We start from the raw sequence: 13,363 nt of genomic DNA, 5'->3' as shown, positions 1-13,363 counted from the left end.
TCCACGCGGCTCAGGCGCTCTCCCGTACCCCGAAACTGCGGCGGTAGGCGGCGGGCGTCGTGCCGAGGACGCGGTCGAAGTGGTGACGGAGGACCGCCGCGGTGCCGAACCCGGTGTCCGCCGCGATCCGCTCGACACCGTGGTGGGTCCGTTCGAGCATCTCCTGGGCTCGGAACAGGCGTTGCCGGTTCAGCCAGGCGGCCGGCGTGCTGCCGAGCTCCGAGCGGAAGCGGCGTGCGAAGGTCCGCTCGGACATGTGCGCCTGCCGCGCGAGGCGCCCGATGGGCAGGTCCTCGGCGAGGTGGTCGAGCATCCAGTCGACGACCGGGGCGAGCGACTCGCACTGCTGCGCCGCGACGGGGGAGAGGACGTACTGCGCCTGACCGCCGTCACGCTGTGGCGGGACGACCATCCGGCGGGCGATCACGTTCGCGCTCGCCGCGCCGTACTCCTGTCGTACCAGGTGCAGACACGCGTCGATGCCGGCAGCGGTCCCCGCGCCCGTGATGACCTTGCGGTCCTCGACGAACAGCACGTCCGGGTCGACGATGGTGCCCGGGAACATCGTCTGCTGCTCGCTGGTGTACATCCAGTGGGTCGTGCTGCGCCGACCGTCGAGCAGCCCGGCCTGACCGAGGACGAACGACCCGCTGCACACGCTGAGGACCCAGGCACCCCGTGCCTCCGCCGCTCGGAGGACGTCGAGGTAGGCCTCGTCGACCGCTCCGGCTCGCGATCCACCACGACCGGTGATCACCACGAGGTCCGCCTCGGCCGCGAACGACAGGTCGTCGTCGACGATCATGTCGAAGCCCCGCGCACCGTCGTCGCTCAGGTTCATCCGGACCGGACCGGGGTCCTTCGTGACGATGCGGAGGTCGAAGGCGGGACCGCCCTGGTCCGACCGGTCGATGCCGAAGACCTCGCAGACGACGCTGAACTCGAACGGTTGCAGCCCCGGGATGGCGAGCAGGGCGACCTTCGACAGCATGGGACCTCCGGATGATCGATTTGGCAGGAATGTGCTGATTTGCGTCCATCCTGCCACTGGTGGCAGTTTTTCGCCATTCCTAGAGTTTCAGACATGTCCATCATCGCACTCGTCGTCGGCATCATCATCGTTCTCGTCGCGGTCGTCGCTTCCGCCGCGACCCTCCGTGCCGTCCTGACCGACGGCTATCGCCGTGTCCCCAGCCGCGCCGACGCACGCGCCTCCAGTAGTCTGGTCACTCCGTCTGCAGCACGGCAGGTGGAGGACTCCCTGGAGGAAGCATCGTGGCGTGGCTGGTGACGGGCGGAGCCGGATACATCGGAGCCCATGTGGTTCGGGCCTTCCAGGCGGAGGGGATCGACGTCGTCGTCCTCGACGACCTGTCGAGCGGGCACGAGCGCTTCGTCCCTGCGGGTGTGCCGTTCGTCCGCGGAACCCTGCTCGACGGCTCGGTCCTCGAGCGCACCTTCTCCGAGTTCGAGCTGAGCGGTGTCGTCCACGTCGCCGGGTACAAGTACGCGGGTGTCTCCGTGCAGCGCCCGCTCCACACCTACGCCCAGAACGTCACGGCCACCGCGATGCTGCTCGCCGCGATGGAGGAGCACCGGGTGGAGCGCATCGTCTTCTCGTCGAGCGCCGCGGTGTACGGGACCACGGACGTCGACCTCGTCACCGAGGACACCCCGAAAGCGCCCGAGTCGCCCTACGGCGAGTCCAAGCTCATCGGCGAGTGGCTGCTCCGCGACCAGGGTGTCGCCACCGGGCTGCGTCACACCTCGCTGCGGTACTTCAACGTCGTCGGATCCGGGACGGACGAGGTCTACGACACGAGCCCGCACAACCTCTTCCCCCTCGTCTTCGACGCGCTCCTCGCCGGACGCACCCCCCGCATCAACGGCGACGACTACCCGACGCCGGACGGCACCTGCGTCCGCGACTACCTGCACGTCGCGGATCTCGCGGCCGCGCACGTCGCCGCAGCCAAGCGGCTCGATGCGGGTGAACCCCTCGAGGCGGCCTACAACCTCGGGAGCGGGGACGGGTCGAGCGTCGGCGAGATCATGACCGCGATGGCGGAGGTGACCGGGATCGACTTCACCCCCGAGATCATGCCGCGGAGGCCAGGCGATCCCGCGCGGATCGTCGCGTCCGGCGCGCTCGCAGCTCGCGATCTCGACTGGCGGATGCGACACGATCTGCGCCAGATGGTGGAGAGCGCGTGGCGGGCCAGGCGCGCCGCCGACTGACGTCGCGCGGCCTCACGATCCGCCCAGACGGGCCCCGACACCCAGTTCGGGTCACACTCGGCGCGTCGCGAACCCTCACCTCGTGATTGAGGCTTTACGATGTGCGACTTGACTCGACCATAACTACAAGGGTGTAATTATGTATCGCGCCGCGTGGCGCAGGGTACGAGTAGGTGGGGAGACGGTATGGCGATTCCTGAGTATCGTGCCGGAGTACCCGACGACTGGTTCGTCGATCCGGTCAATCTGGGAGTCCCCGGCGTCCGTCAGCCCGCTGCGGAGGGCGAGGACGACACCCAGCTCTCCTGGCAGACCGATGCGCTGTGCGCGCAGACCGACCCCGAGGCGTTCTTCCCTGAGAAGGGTGGATCCACGCGCGACGCGAAGCGGATCTGCACCAGCTGCGACGTCAAGTCGCAGTGCCTGGAGTACGCGCTCGCGAACGACGAGCGCTTCGGCATCTGGGGCGGCCTGTCCGAACGCGAGCGCCGCAAACTGCGCAAACGCGCCGTCTGACGCTCCGTCGAACGCTGACCGAACCGCTCCCGGCTCACCGGAACGCCCCCGATTCGGGGCGCGCCCGCTCGGTTCCCGCTCTTCCGGCCGGACCCGCTTAGTCTGAATCCGATGTCTCCCCGAGTAACGGCGATTCTCGTGGTGCGCGACGGCTCTGAGCCGCTCGCACGCACGCTCGACGCCCTCCGTGCCCAGACCCGTCCGGCGGACGGGATCATCGCCGTCGCCACCCGCGCGAGTGAGGCGACGATCGAGGAACTCGGTCGCGTCCCCGGCATGAAGCTCGTGACCTCGACCGAGGACCTCAGCTTCGCGCAGGCCGTGGCCGCCGGCGTCCGCGTCACCGATCAGCCGGAGGACGCCGAGCAGATGCTCTGGTTGCTCTCGGAGGACACGGCTCCTGAGCCGACGGCGCTCGCCGCACTGTTGGGCGCCCTCGAAGTCTCACCGTCCGTCGGTGTGGCCGGCCCGAAGATCCTCGACTGGGACGACGCGTCGTTCCTCCGTCGCTACGGCGAGACGATCACCACCCTCGGTGCGGCGGTCCCGGTGGTCGAGGACGAGCTCGACCAGGCCCAGCACGACACGATGAACGACGTGATGGCGGTCGGTCCGGCCGGCATGCTCGTGCGCCATCAGCTGTGGGACCAGCTGGGCGGCTTCGACCAGGCCCTCGTCGCGGACGACGCCCTCGACTTCTGCATCAGGACCCGCCTCGCGGGCTACCTGGTCGCGGTCGTGCCGACGGCGCGTGTCGCCTCCGCCGGCGAAGGCATCGCCGGACCCTCCTGGTCGAACCGGCTCGGCGCGCGTCGCCGTCGCCACCGCCAGGCCCGCGCCGCACAGCTCCACCGCCGTCTCGTCTATGCGCCGGGGATCATGGTCCCGGTGCACTGGCTCAGCCTCGTGCCCCTCGCCATCCTGCGGGTCATCGGCCACTTCGTGAAGAAGCAGCCCGAGCTCGTGCTGGGCGAGCTCTCGGCGGCGTTCGCCGTCGCGTTCTCCGGGACGAAGGTCGGGAGTGCCCGGCGCCAGCTCGCGAAGAACCGGACCTTGGGCTGGTCGAGCATCGCCGGCCTGAGGATGCGACTCGACGAGGTCCGACGCAAACGCGCGCTCGCGCGGGAGGCGACGCAGATCGGCTTCATCGGCGAGGAACGCGACCTCCGCTTCTTCTCCGGCGGAGGCGCCTGGGTCGTCCTCGCGACGGCGGTCATCGGAGCGGCGATCCTTGCTCCGCTCCTCGGAGCCACGTACCTCACCGGTGGCGGACTCCTGCCGCTCTCGGCGACGGTCGGCGAACTCTGGCAGCACATCGGCTTCGGGTGGCGCGACGTCGGTCTCGGCTTCGTCGGTGCCGCCGACCCGTTCAGCGCGGTCCTCGCAGTGCTCGGGACCATCACCTTCTGGCAGCCGTCCTTCTCCCTGGTCCTCCTCTTCCTGCTCGCGCTGCCGCTCTCGGCGCTCGGCGCCTGGTTCGCCGCCACCCGGCTCACGGAGCGCAGCGGTCCGCGTGCGGTGGCGGCGCTGCTCTGGGCGCTCGCCCCGACGCTCCTGACCGCGCTCGCCGATGGCCGTCCCGCGGCCGTCATCGTCCACGTCCTGCTGCCGTGGCTCTTCTACGCGGGTGTGGTCGCGTCCCGGTCGTGGGCCGCAGCCGGCACGAGCGCCTTCCTGTTCGCCGCGATCGTCGCGAGCTCGCCGTCCCTCGCCCCGGCGTTGCTCGTCATCTGGGTCGTCGCGATGGTCTTCGCCGGTCGGGGTGTCGCCAGGGTCGGCCTCGTCCCGATCCCCGCGATCGCGCTGTTCGCTCCGCTCATCTGGCAGCAGGGGCTCCACCGGAACAACTGGCTCGGAATCCTCGCCGACCCCGGTGTCGCGACGCCTGCGACCGCGGCGTCGGGCTGGCAACTGTCCCTCGGCTTCCCCGGCGGCAGCCTGGGTGGATGGAGCCAGCTCGGTGCAGCGCTCGGGCTGCCGGGTGCGGCTCCCGCCATCGTGGTGCCCGCGCTGCTCGCGCCGCTCGCGATCGTCGCACTGCTGGCCCTGTTCCTCCCGGGGTCCCGACGGGCCGTCCCGTTGCTCATCGCGGCGTTCCTCGGACTCGTGTCGGCCGTGTTCGCCACGCATCTCCTCCTCGCCTCGGCCGCCGGAACGGCCGTCCCCGTCTGGGCCGGCGCGGCGATCAGCCTGTACTGGCTCGGGATCGTGGGTGCTGCGACCCTCGGCCTGGACCGCATCCCACGGTTCCGGGCGGTTCCGGCGCTCGTCATGGTCCTCGCCGCCGCGGTGATCGCCCTCCCGCTCGCCCTCGCCCAGCCTCTCGGCACCTCGGTGGTCCGTGAGAGCTCCGGTCGCCAGCTGCCCGCCTACGTGACGGCCGCGACGCAGACCGATCCTCGGCTCGGCACCCTCGTCATCACGCCCGGCGACGACGGCACCATCACCGCGGTCGTCATCCGTGGCCAGGGGGAGACGCTCGACGGCCAGTCGACCATCGCCCAGACGGCCCCCGGCGTGTCCTCGGACGACCGCGTCGTCGCGGAGCTCGCCGGCAACCTCGCGTCGCAGAGCGGACTGGACCCGACGGAGACCCTCGTCGAGCACGGTATCGCCTTCGTGCTGCTGTCGCCGGTCGCCGACGGCGAGGAGCAGACGGTGGCGGGTCAGACCGCCGGTCGTGCGGCGAGTGCGCTCGACGCCAACGCGGCGCTGGTCGCCGTCGGTGACACGACGAGCGGCACACTCTGGCGCACCGTCGCGGACGTCGGCACCGGTCCCGAGCTCCCGACGTCGAACGTGCTCGGAACCCTCATCGGTGTCGGTCTGGGCGTCGTGTTCCTCATCACCCTGCTCCTGAGCATCCCCAACGGTGCGTCCCGCGACGGGTACCGCGCGGGATCCCGGAAGCCCGTGAAGCTGAAGGGTCGTGCTGCCCGCAAGGCGGCCGCATCCGGGGCGGCGGTCGCGGTGATCGACGACGAGGCGACCGGCACATACGACGACGAGGAACCGACCGCCGATCTCGACGACGAGGCGGAGGGTTCCGAGTCGGCCACCACCACCGCTGACGCGTCGAGCCGCCCGTCCAAGCCGCGCTGGTGGCGTCGGGGGCAGGCCTCCGCCGAGGCGTCCGCGCCAGCGGCGGTGAAAGCCGAACCAGCCGATGACGCCGAGTCCGTCGACGACCGTGCATCGACCGTCGACACCGGGTCGGCCGACGACACCGTCGCTCGCGATGGAACCGTGCCGGTCACGGACGACACCCTCGACACGGACCGCGACGTGGCCGGGTCGACTCCAGACGCCGACGCCGACGCCGACACGAACACCACAGCCGACCAGGTCCCCGACGAACCGGCGGTCGCCATGGGCGATGCCGCCGTGTCCGATCCGGATCCGAGTGACCCGACCGAGACGTCGCCGGATCCCGACACCACCCGCCGGGACACCCCGGGAACGGAGCAGCCGCATGCCCAGTAAGCGCGGAGTCGCCATCACCTCCGGTCGGATCGTCACCGGCCTCGTCGGCATCGGGATCGCCGCGGTCACGATCGCAGCGGCCGGGCAGTTGCCCCTGCCGACGGTGGAGATCGCCCCTCAGGACATCCGAGTCACCCCGGTGGCCGGCGACCAGTCGGTCGTGTGCCCGGGGCCGCTGCTCGCCCTGGCCCAGGACGCGACGGCGGCGACGGCAGCCGGCTCGTTCGGCCCGGCGAGTGTCGACTTCGGAGCGAACGGGGTGACGCCGACGACGAGTGAGCTCGCCGCACCCGACAACACGAGCGGCGCGGCGGACGGCGGACCCACGGTGGTCACCGTCCCCGGCGCGACCGACGGGACGGTGACGCCCCTGAGCGGTGCGCAGTCGCAGATCGCCGCCGAAGCCGAGGTCGCCGGCCTGGCCGCCGCCGCCTGCACGCCGGCATCGGCCGAGAGCTGGCTCGTCGGCGGATCGAGTGACATCGGTCGCACCACACTGGTCCTCCTGAGCAATCCGTCGGCCGTCGATGCGAACGTGACCCTCGAGGTCTTCGGCGCCGCCGGGCGGATCGACGCTCCGGGTGCCGCCGGGATCGTCGTCGCCACCGGCACGCAGCGGGTGATCGCCCTCACCGGCCTCGCACCCAACGAGCCGACCCCGGTCGTGCATGTGACGAGCGAGGGCGGCCAGGTGGTGGCCGCGCTCCAGCAGAGCACGGTCCGCGTCCTGACCCCCGGTGGTGTCGAGGTCCAGGGGCCGACCGCGTCGCCGTCGACCGACCTGGTGATCCCTGGCGTCATCGTCACGGCCCCCGCGGCCGCAGGGGCGAGCTCCGACACCGCGTCCGTCGACGACCGGGCCACGGCCCTCAGACTGTTCGCGCCGGGATCCGAGCCCGCCGACGTCGTCATCACCGCCACCCGAGAGAACGCGAAAGACGAACCGATCGTCATCGACGCGACCATCCAGCCGGGCGTTCCCGGTGAGATCGCCCTGGCCGAACTCCCGGCCGGTGAGTTCTCGCTGGAGGTCACCTCGACCCGACCGGTGGTCGCGGCGGCCAGGACGAACTCGCGCGGCGGAACGCTCGAGGACTTCGCCTGGTTCGGAGCGACACCCGCACTCGACGACACCGCAGCCTTCACGGTCCCCACCGGGCCGGGGCAGAAGCTCCACGTCTTCAACCCGTCTGGCTCCGACGCCGAACTCACGTTGACGGGGGCTGACGGCAAGGAGACCACGACGAAGGTCGGAGCCGGAGCGGCGGTGACGATCGGCGTCGGCGCCGGTCAGAGCTACGTCCTCGCCGGGGCCGACGGCCTCCACGCCTCGATCAGTCTCGCTGCGGCGGGGCGGCTCACGTCGCTGCCGGTCATACCGCCGAACCCGCTGGCGGCGCCGATCAGCGTCTACCCGCGCTGACCGCGGCGGCCTCGGGTCAAAGGAACCGGTAGCGTTCCGGCCCGAGGTCCCAGGGGTCCTTGCCGAGGAGTTCGGCGACGGCGCGGAACACGCAGCTCTCCACCATCATGCGCTGATGCAGCTCGTCGTTCCGGTGGAGCTTGCTCATCCGCTGGATGGGCAACCGGTACAGGATGATGCGTCGGCGTGCTCGGTCGACGAACCAGCGGTCGACGCCGTCCGTCCCGGAGTTCTGCGCCGGCATCGCGCCGACCTCGAACCGGACGTCGGCGAGTTCGGCGGGCCAGGCTCCGCGGAGGTAGTCGGCGGTGGTGGCGACCGTCAGGTCGAACTGGTCGATCCGGGTGTCGATCGGTGGCACGTCCGGTCCGACGACGCTCGAACGACCGTTGCGACCGTGCCGTGATCGGCGGCGCGAGAGGGCGCCTCGCGTCTCCTCGTCAGCCTGCGCCATGCGTCCAGTCTAGGTGTCGTCGGCGGCCCGGTTCAGACCCGCTCGACCGGCGAGCCGGACGGTGCCGCCGTCGCCCGCGGGCTACGCTGGGGCAAATGGTTGACAGGATGTGTTCGAAGGTCGGCTGCTCGCGCGAGCCCGTGGCGACGCTGACCTACGACTACCGTGACTCGATGGCCGTCCTCGGTCCGCTCAGCATCGAGAAGAGCCCGCACAGCTACGACCTCTGCTCCATCCACGCCGTGCGGCTGAGCGTGCCGCAGGGCTGGAGCGTCGTGAAGCACAGCGTCCTCGGCGACGTCGGCTACGGCTCCTGACCAGCGGCATCCCACCGCGCCGTGCCGATCTCGGGGCCGACATGAAGGTCCACGACGCGTGACGGTCTGCGAGAATGGCGTCATGAGTTCTTCCGCACCGTCTGCCCCCACGACCACCCTGCCCTACAAGGTGGCCGACCTGTCGCTCGCTGAGGCCGGCCGACACCAACTCCGCCTCGCCGAGAACGAGATGCCCGGCCTGATGGCCCTCCGCGAGGAGTTCGGCGCGAGCCAGCCGCTCGCCGGCGCCCGTATCGCCGGTTCGCTGCACATGACGGTGCAGACCGCGGTGCTCATCGAGACGCTCGTCGCGCTCGGTGCCCAGGTGCGCTGGGCGAGCTGCAACATCTTCTCGACCCAGGACGAGGCGGCGGCAGCCGTCGCCGTCGGTCCGCACGGGACCGTCGAAGCGCCCGCCGGCGTGCCGGTCTTCGCCTGGAAGGGCGAGACGCTCGAAGAGTACTGGTGGTGCACCGAGCAGATCTTCGACTGGTCGACCGAAGCGGCCACGGCCGGCGCCGAGTGGACCGGCCCCAACCTCATCCTCGACGACGGTGGCGACGCGAGCATGCTCGTCCACCAGGGCCGTCGGTTCGAGCTGGCGGGAGCGGTCCCCGATACGACCGACGCCGACAGCCACGAGTACAGCATCGTCCTCGACGTGCTCCGTCGCTCGCTCGCCGGCAGCAGCGACCGTTGGACGAAGGTCGCCGCCGACATCCTCGGGGTGACCGAGGAGACCACCACCGGTGTCCACCGCCTCTACGAGCTGGCGAAGCAGGGTGAACTGCTGTTCCCCGCGATCAACGTGAACGACTCGGTCACGAAGAGCAAGTTCGACAACAAGTACGGCATCCGGCACTCGCTGCCGGACGGCCTCAACCGCGCGACCGACGTGCTCATCGGTGGCAAGGTCGTCTTCGTCGCGGGCTACGGCGACGTCGGCAAGGGCGCGGCCGAGGCCCTCCGCGGCCAGGGCGCTCGGGTCATCGTCTCCGAGGTCGACCCGATCTGCGCCCTCCAGGCGTCGATGGACGGCTTCCAGGTCGCGACCCTCGAGAGCGTCGCCGACCAGGTCGACATCATCGTGACGTGCACCGGCAACTTCAACGTCGTCACCCTCGACCACATCCTCGCGCTCAAGCACCTCGCGATCGTCTCGAACGTCGGGCACTTCGACAACGAGATCGACATGGCCTCCCTCGAGGCGCTCGAGGGCGCCGAGAAGATCGAGATCAAGCCCCAGGTCCACGAGTGGCGCCTCCCCACCGGGCGCAGCGTCCTCGTGCTCAGCGAGGGACGACTCATGAACCTCGGGAACGCGACGGGGCACCCCTCGTTCGTGATGAGCAACTCGTTCACGAACCAGGTGCTCGCTCAGCTCGAGCTCTGGACGCGGATCGAGGAGTACCCGATCGGCGTGTACGTGCTGCCGAAGCACCTCGACGAGAAGGTCGCTCGCCTGCACCTCGACGCGCTCGGCGTGCAGCTGACGACGCTCACGGGCGAGCAGGCCGACTACATCGGTGTGCCGGTCGAGGGCCCGTACAAGGTCGACCACTACCGCTACTAGGCGGTGCCGCCGGTTCCCCGCCTCAGCGGTCGGGGAACCGGTGCGGCTGACCGCTGAGCACCGGCTGGAGGAGCGACAGGCGCTGACGGGCCGCGAGCTGGGCCTGGTACTCGCGCTCCCGGCGGATGACGGAGACCCCGACGAGGAACGCCTCCGGCGGAGCGATCGGCAGTGGCGACACGAATCGGGACACCTCTGCCGCGAGTTCGGCCGCCAATCGGGTCCTCGTGGCCGGGGTGAGCGATCCGGCCTGCTTGAGGAACTGGGTGACGCGCCGCGCCAGCGGATCGGGCAGCCGGGCCACGTCGGCACCGCCGGCCCAAGCGGCGAGCTGCGGTGGGATCATCGCGACGGGCTCCACCACCCGCGGCAGACGCTCACGTTGACTGTAGGTCCCGGCGAGCACGTCGCCCAGACGCTTCGAGCGAGCACTGAGCAGGCCGGTGAGTGCGGCGATGCCGCCGGCTGTGGCGTAGATCTCGAAGTACCCGGTGAGGGCACGGATGAACGCGTGCCGGAAGCCGGGTGCACCCCCGTCGTCCCGGACGATGCGGGCACCGACGACCAGTCTGCCGAGCGACCGTCCGCGGGTGGCGATCTCGACCGCTGCCGGCAGGACGACGAGGCAGAGCACCGTCAGGCCGAGCACGATGGCGGTGAACATCGCGGTGTCCATGGCGACCCCGGACAGGATCCAGGAGAACATCGCGAGCATGAGGCCGACGAACACGAGGATCGACACCACGTAGTCGATGATGGCGCCCGCCGCGCGCAGGATGAATCCGGTGGGCCGCACGTCGAGGGCGACCGCCTCGCCGGTGATCAGCTCGGTGCCGTCGTCCAGCGTCGTCTCGTGCAGCGGGACCCGGGCCGGTTCGGACATGTGCTCCATTCAAGCAGATGCGCGGGGGACCGGCCATGGAGCGCCGCCAACGCGTAGCATGGCTCCGATGGACCTCGACGCCTACTCCGCAGCCCACCGCCAGGAATGGGACCGCCTCGACGCGCTCGGCAAGCAGCGGTTCTTCAGCGGGCCGGAGGCCGATGAGCTGATCGACCGCTATCAAGCCGGGGCGACCCAGCTCTCCGCGATCAAGACCACGGCCGGATCGACCCTCGTCGGCGACCGGCTCTCGGTGTCGCTGTCGCGGGCGCGCCTCCGGTTCACCGGGGCCAGCGCGAACGTGTTGTCGAGTGTTCCGCGGTTCTTCGTCCTGTCGCTCCCGGCCGCGCTCTACCGGGTCAGGTGGGTGACCCTCGCGGTCGCGGTCGCGACGGTCGTCATCGCGACCCTGTACGCCGTGTGGATCGCCGGCAACCCGCAGGTCCTCGCGAACCTCGGTACCGACGCCCAGCTCAAGCAGTACGTCGAGGACGACTTCGTCGCCTACTACTCCGACAACCCGGCGGCGAGCTTCGCCGGCCAGGTGTGGACGAACAACGCGTGGATCGCAGCGCAATGCGTCGCGTTCGGCATCAGCGGTGTCTGGGTCCCGTACATCATCGTCACCAACGCCCAGGGGGTCGGGCAGGCCGCGGGGGTGATGTTCGCCTACGGCAAGGGCGACGTGTTCTTCGAATACATCCTCCCGCACGGCATGCTCGAGCTCACGGCGGTGTTCGTCGCGGCGGCGGCGGGTCTCCGCATCTTCTGGGCCTGGGTGGCACCGGGGCCACGGACGAGGGGCCAGGCGCTCGCCGAGGAGGGTCGAGCGCTGTTCACGATCGCCATCGGGCTGGTGATCGTGCTCTTCGTCTCGGGGCTCGTCGAGGGCTTCGTGACGCCGGCACCGTGGCCGTGGGCGGTCAAGATGCTCATCGGCGGGGGAGCGCTCGCCGCGTTCCTGACCTACATGTGCTGGTGGGGCGGTCGCGCGTACCGCTCGGGGGAGCGGGGCGACCTGGCTGAGTTCGAGGCCGGCGCGAAGCGGATCGTCGCCGGCTGACGGCTACTCGCCGGCTTCGGATCGTGCGCGGCGCTCGGCGTTCCTGGCGTTGACCCGGGCGTTCTCGGCGTTCACCTCAGCATGGACGGCGCGCTCCTGCACGAGCCAGGCGGGCAGCGTGCGGAGGAGCTCCTGGATCTGTTCGGTGGTCAACGCCTCGGTGATCTCGGCGCGAGCCAGACCGGAGGTCGACACGCCCAGCTTGCGGGCGACGACGTCGCGCGGGTGCGGTCCGTTCTTGCGGAGCTCGACGAGCCAGTCCGCCGGGTTCGCCTGCAGTTCGAGGAACGCCGACCGCGTGATCGGCTCCTCCTGGAACGACGCCGGGGTCGCCGGCAGGTAGACCCCGAGCTTCTTCGCCGCGGTCGCCGGTTTCATGATCTGTTCGCTCGCACCCATCCGCTCAGCGTACCTCGCTGCGGTGTCCTCGCCCAACCGGCCGGATCACCCGTCGACTGAGCTGCAGTAGTGTGGCAAGCCGAGCAGTGGAGGCTTCGATGGACAGGCAGGACGACCAGGTCGACGGGATCGAGGTCGGCGACGACGGGCTCGGTGCCGACACGGTGCCGGAGATCGTCCCGCCGGCGCTGACCGTCGCCTACGCGCGTGGTGTGAACCCGGGGAAGTGGGCGCGCATCTGGAGCGAGCGCCGTCCGGACGACGAACTCCGCCTGATCCGGGTGGACCTCGACGAGCAGCGAGCGGTCCTGGCCTCCGGTGCGGCGGACGTCGTGCTCGCCCGGGTCCCGATCGACCATGACGGGCTGAACACGATCGCCCTGTTCGAGGAGCTCCCCGTCGTCGTCTTCGCCAAGGGCGCTGCCCTCGGAGCCGAGGACACGGTCGGGATGGCCGCGCTCGCCGACGAGCAGCTGATCATGACGCCGCTCGTCCTCGAGTGGGCCGAACGTGCCGCCGTGCTCGGGTTCGACGCCCCGGCGGCCCCGTTGACCGACGACCCGGAGGCGGCGGTCGAACTGGCCGCGTCCGAGGTCGGGATCGTCGTGGTCCCGCAGTCGGTCGCGCGACTGCATCAGCGGAAGGACGTGGAGTACCGTCCGATCGCCGATCTTCCGTCGATCCCGGTCGTGCTGGTCTGGCCGCAGGACCGCGAGGACGAAGCCGTGGAGGAGTTCATCGGCATCGTGCGCGGACGCACGGCCAACAGCTCGCGACGGTCCGCCCCGACCGAGCAGGCCGCCGCTCCTGCACCGCAGCAGGCCGCGAGACGACGGAAGAAGCCGAAGGCCGGTTCGACCCAGGGCACCGCCGCCGGGACGAGCCGAGGCGCCCAGCTCGCTGCGCGGAAGGCCAAGCAGGAGGAGCTCGCCCGGGAACGCCGCAAGAAGCGCAAGGGCCGCTGATCCGTCCTCCCGGGTCCCGCCGGCACGCGGAGGGACCCGACCGATCGGC

Annotated in this window: 13 protein-coding genes; 9 read left to right on the top strand and 4 right to left on the bottom strand. The window is 70.6% G+C overall.

Annotation, left to right across the window (positions count from 1 at the left end; all coding sequences use genetic code 11):
- Positions 1-10: 10 nt before the first annotated feature.
- On the bottom strand, positions 11-991 hold the full coding sequence (locus ITJ62_RS17950; RefSeq protein ID WP_194605060.1) for a GlxA family transcriptional regulator: 981 nt from the start codon (positions 989-991) through the stop codon (positions 11-13).
- A 93-nt stretch (positions 992-1,084) separates the two neighbouring features.
- Between ITJ62_RS17950 and ITJ62_RS17945 the strand changes: the two genes are divergently transcribed.
- The 5 genes from ITJ62_RS17945 to ITJ62_RS17925 all read left to right on the top strand — a co-directional run bounded on the left by ITJ62_RS17945 (position 1,085) and on the right by ITJ62_RS17925 (position 7,660).
- Entirely contained in the window at positions 1,085-1,291 is a 207-nt protein-coding gene (locus ITJ62_RS17945; RefSeq protein ID WP_194605058.1) for a hypothetical protein, read from the top strand.
- The gene (gene galE, locus ITJ62_RS17940; RefSeq protein ID WP_194605055.1) at positions 1,276-2,238 is read left to right on the top strand and encodes a UDP-glucose 4-epimerase GalE; all 963 of its coding nucleotides are present in this window, start codon (positions 1,276-1,278) and stop codon (positions 2,236-2,238) included. Before ITJ62_RS17945 ends, galE begins: the two co-directional genes overlap by 16 nt.
- 186 nt (positions 2,239-2,424) lie before the next feature.
- The gene (locus ITJ62_RS17935) at positions 2,425-2,754 is read left to right on the top strand and encodes a WhiB family transcriptional regulator (RefSeq protein ID WP_079002812.1); all 330 of its coding nucleotides are present in this window, start codon (positions 2,425-2,427) and stop codon (positions 2,752-2,754) included.
- Positions 2,755-2,865: 111 nt separating this feature from the next.
- Positions 2,866-6,237 carry a glycosyltransferase gene (locus tag ITJ62_RS17930; protein WP_194605052.1) on the top strand — a complete coding sequence of 1,124 codons (3,372 nt, stop codon included), beginning with the start codon at positions 2,866-2,868 and terminating at the stop codon, positions 6,235-6,237.
- A complete protein-coding gene (locus ITJ62_RS17925; RefSeq protein WP_194605049.1) occupies positions 6,227-7,660 on the top strand; it encodes a DUF5719 family protein in 1,434 nt (477 codons plus the stop codon). Before ITJ62_RS17930 ends, ITJ62_RS17925 begins: the two co-directional genes overlap by 11 nt.
- Positions 7,661-7,676: 16 nt before the next feature.
- On the opposite strand, the gene ITJ62_RS17920 is transcribed toward ITJ62_RS17925, so the two are convergent.
- Entirely contained in the window at positions 7,677-8,114 is a 438-nt protein-coding gene (locus ITJ62_RS17920; protein ID WP_064295223.1) for a metallopeptidase family protein, read from the bottom strand.
- A gap of 107 nt (positions 8,115-8,221) precedes the next feature.
- On the opposite strand from ITJ62_RS17920, the gene ITJ62_RS17915 reads away from it, so the two are divergent.
- Together ITJ62_RS17915 and ahcY are read left to right on the top strand one after the other, a co-directional pair.
- Positions 8,222-8,431 carry a DUF3499 family protein gene (locus ITJ62_RS17915; RefSeq protein ID WP_369808449.1) on the top strand — a complete coding sequence of 70 codons (210 nt, stop codon included), beginning with the start codon at positions 8,222-8,224 and terminating at the stop codon, positions 8,429-8,431.
- An 82-nt stretch (positions 8,432-8,513) separates the two neighbouring features.
- The gene (ahcY, locus tag ITJ62_RS17910) at positions 8,514-10,004 is read left to right on the top strand and encodes an adenosylhomocysteinase (protein WP_121292048.1); all 1,491 of its coding nucleotides are present in this window, start codon (positions 8,514-8,516) and stop codon (positions 10,002-10,004) included.
- Between the two features lie 22 nt (positions 10,005-10,026).
- Here ahcY and ITJ62_RS17905 read toward each other — a convergent pair whose 3' ends face one another.
- The gene (locus ITJ62_RS17905) at positions 10,027-10,887 is read right to left on the bottom strand and encodes an RDD family protein (protein ID WP_085513390.1); all 861 of its coding nucleotides are present in this window, start codon (positions 10,885-10,887) and stop codon (positions 10,027-10,029) included.
- A gap of 67 nt (positions 10,888-10,954) precedes the next feature.
- Here ITJ62_RS17905 and ITJ62_RS17900 point away from each other — a divergent pair, with 67 nt between their 5' ends.
- Positions 10,955-11,950 carry a stage II sporulation protein M gene (locus tag ITJ62_RS17900; RefSeq protein WP_194605046.1) on the top strand — a complete coding sequence of 332 codons (996 nt, stop codon included), beginning with the start codon at positions 10,955-10,957 and terminating at the stop codon, positions 11,948-11,950.
- Between the two features lie 3 nt (positions 11,951-11,953).
- Here ITJ62_RS17900 and ITJ62_RS17895 read toward each other — a convergent pair whose 3' ends face one another.
- Positions 11,954-12,349, bottom strand: coding sequence for a DUF5997 family protein (locus ITJ62_RS17895; RefSeq protein WP_056012681.1), 396 nt, complete (start codon positions 12,347-12,349; stop codon positions 11,954-11,956).
- A gap of 98 nt (positions 12,350-12,447) precedes the next feature.
- On the opposite strand from ITJ62_RS17895, the gene ITJ62_RS17890 reads away from it, so the two are divergent.
- On the top strand, positions 12,448-13,314 hold the full coding sequence (locus ITJ62_RS17890; protein WP_194605043.1) for a LysR family substrate-binding domain-containing protein: 867 nt from the start codon (positions 12,448-12,450) through the stop codon (positions 13,312-13,314).
- The last annotated feature ends 49 nt before the right edge of the window (positions 13,315-13,363 follow it).

This window comes from Plantibacter sp. VKM Ac-2876 (genome assembly GCF_015350715.1).
GTDB lineage: Bacteria > Actinomycetota > Actinomycetes > Actinomycetales > Microbacteriaceae > Plantibacter > Plantibacter auratus.
Note: the sequence above shows the minus strand (reverse complement) of the source record. Positions and strands in the feature narration are given on the sequence as shown.

What these genes read in the sequence shown, in the direction of transcription:
- ITJ62_RS17950 (WP_194605060.1), bottom strand. Translation starts at nt 991, where the DNA reads ATGCTGTCGAAGGTCGCCCTGCTCGCCATCCCGGGGCTGCAACCGTTC.
- ITJ62_RS17945 (WP_194605058.1), top strand. Translation starts at nt 1,085, where the DNA reads ATGTCCATCATCGCACTCGTCGTCGGCATCATCATCGTTCTCGTCGCG.
- ITJ62_RS17935 (WP_079002812.1), top strand. Translation starts at nt 2,425, where the DNA reads ATGGCGATTCCTGAGTATCGTGCCGGAGTACCCGACGACTGGTTCGTC.
- ITJ62_RS17930 (WP_194605052.1), top strand. Translation starts at nt 2,866, where the DNA reads ATGTCTCCCCGAGTAACGGCGATTCTCGTGGTGCGCGACGGCTCTGAG.
- ITJ62_RS17925 (WP_194605049.1), top strand. Translation starts at nt 6,227, where the DNA reads ATGCCCAGTAAGCGCGGAGTCGCCATCACCTCCGGTCGGATCGTCACC.
- ITJ62_RS17920 (WP_064295223.1), bottom strand. Translation starts at nt 8,114, where the DNA reads ATGGCGCAGGCTGACGAGGAGACGCGAGGCGCCCTCTCGCGCCGCCGA.
- ITJ62_RS17915 (WP_369808449.1), top strand. Translation starts at nt 8,222, where the DNA reads ATGTGTTCGAAGGTCGGCTGCTCGCGCGAGCCCGTGGCGACGCTGACC.
- ahcY (WP_121292048.1), top strand. Translation starts at nt 8,514, where the DNA reads ATGAGTTCTTCCGCACCGTCTGCCCCCACGACCACCCTGCCCTACAAG.
- ITJ62_RS17905 (WP_085513390.1), bottom strand. Translation starts at nt 10,887, where the DNA reads ATGTCCGAACCGGCCCGGGTCCCGCTGCACGAGACGACGCTGGACGAC.
- ITJ62_RS17900 (WP_194605046.1), top strand. Translation starts at nt 10,955, where the DNA reads ATGGACCTCGACGCCTACTCCGCAGCCCACCGCCAGGAATGGGACCGC.
- ITJ62_RS17895 (WP_056012681.1), bottom strand. Translation starts at nt 12,349, where the DNA reads ATGGGTGCGAGCGAACAGATCATGAAACCGGCGACCGCGGCGAAGAAG.
- ITJ62_RS17890 (WP_194605043.1), top strand. Translation starts at nt 12,448, where the DNA reads ATGGACAGGCAGGACGACCAGGTCGACGGGATCGAGGTCGGCGACGAC.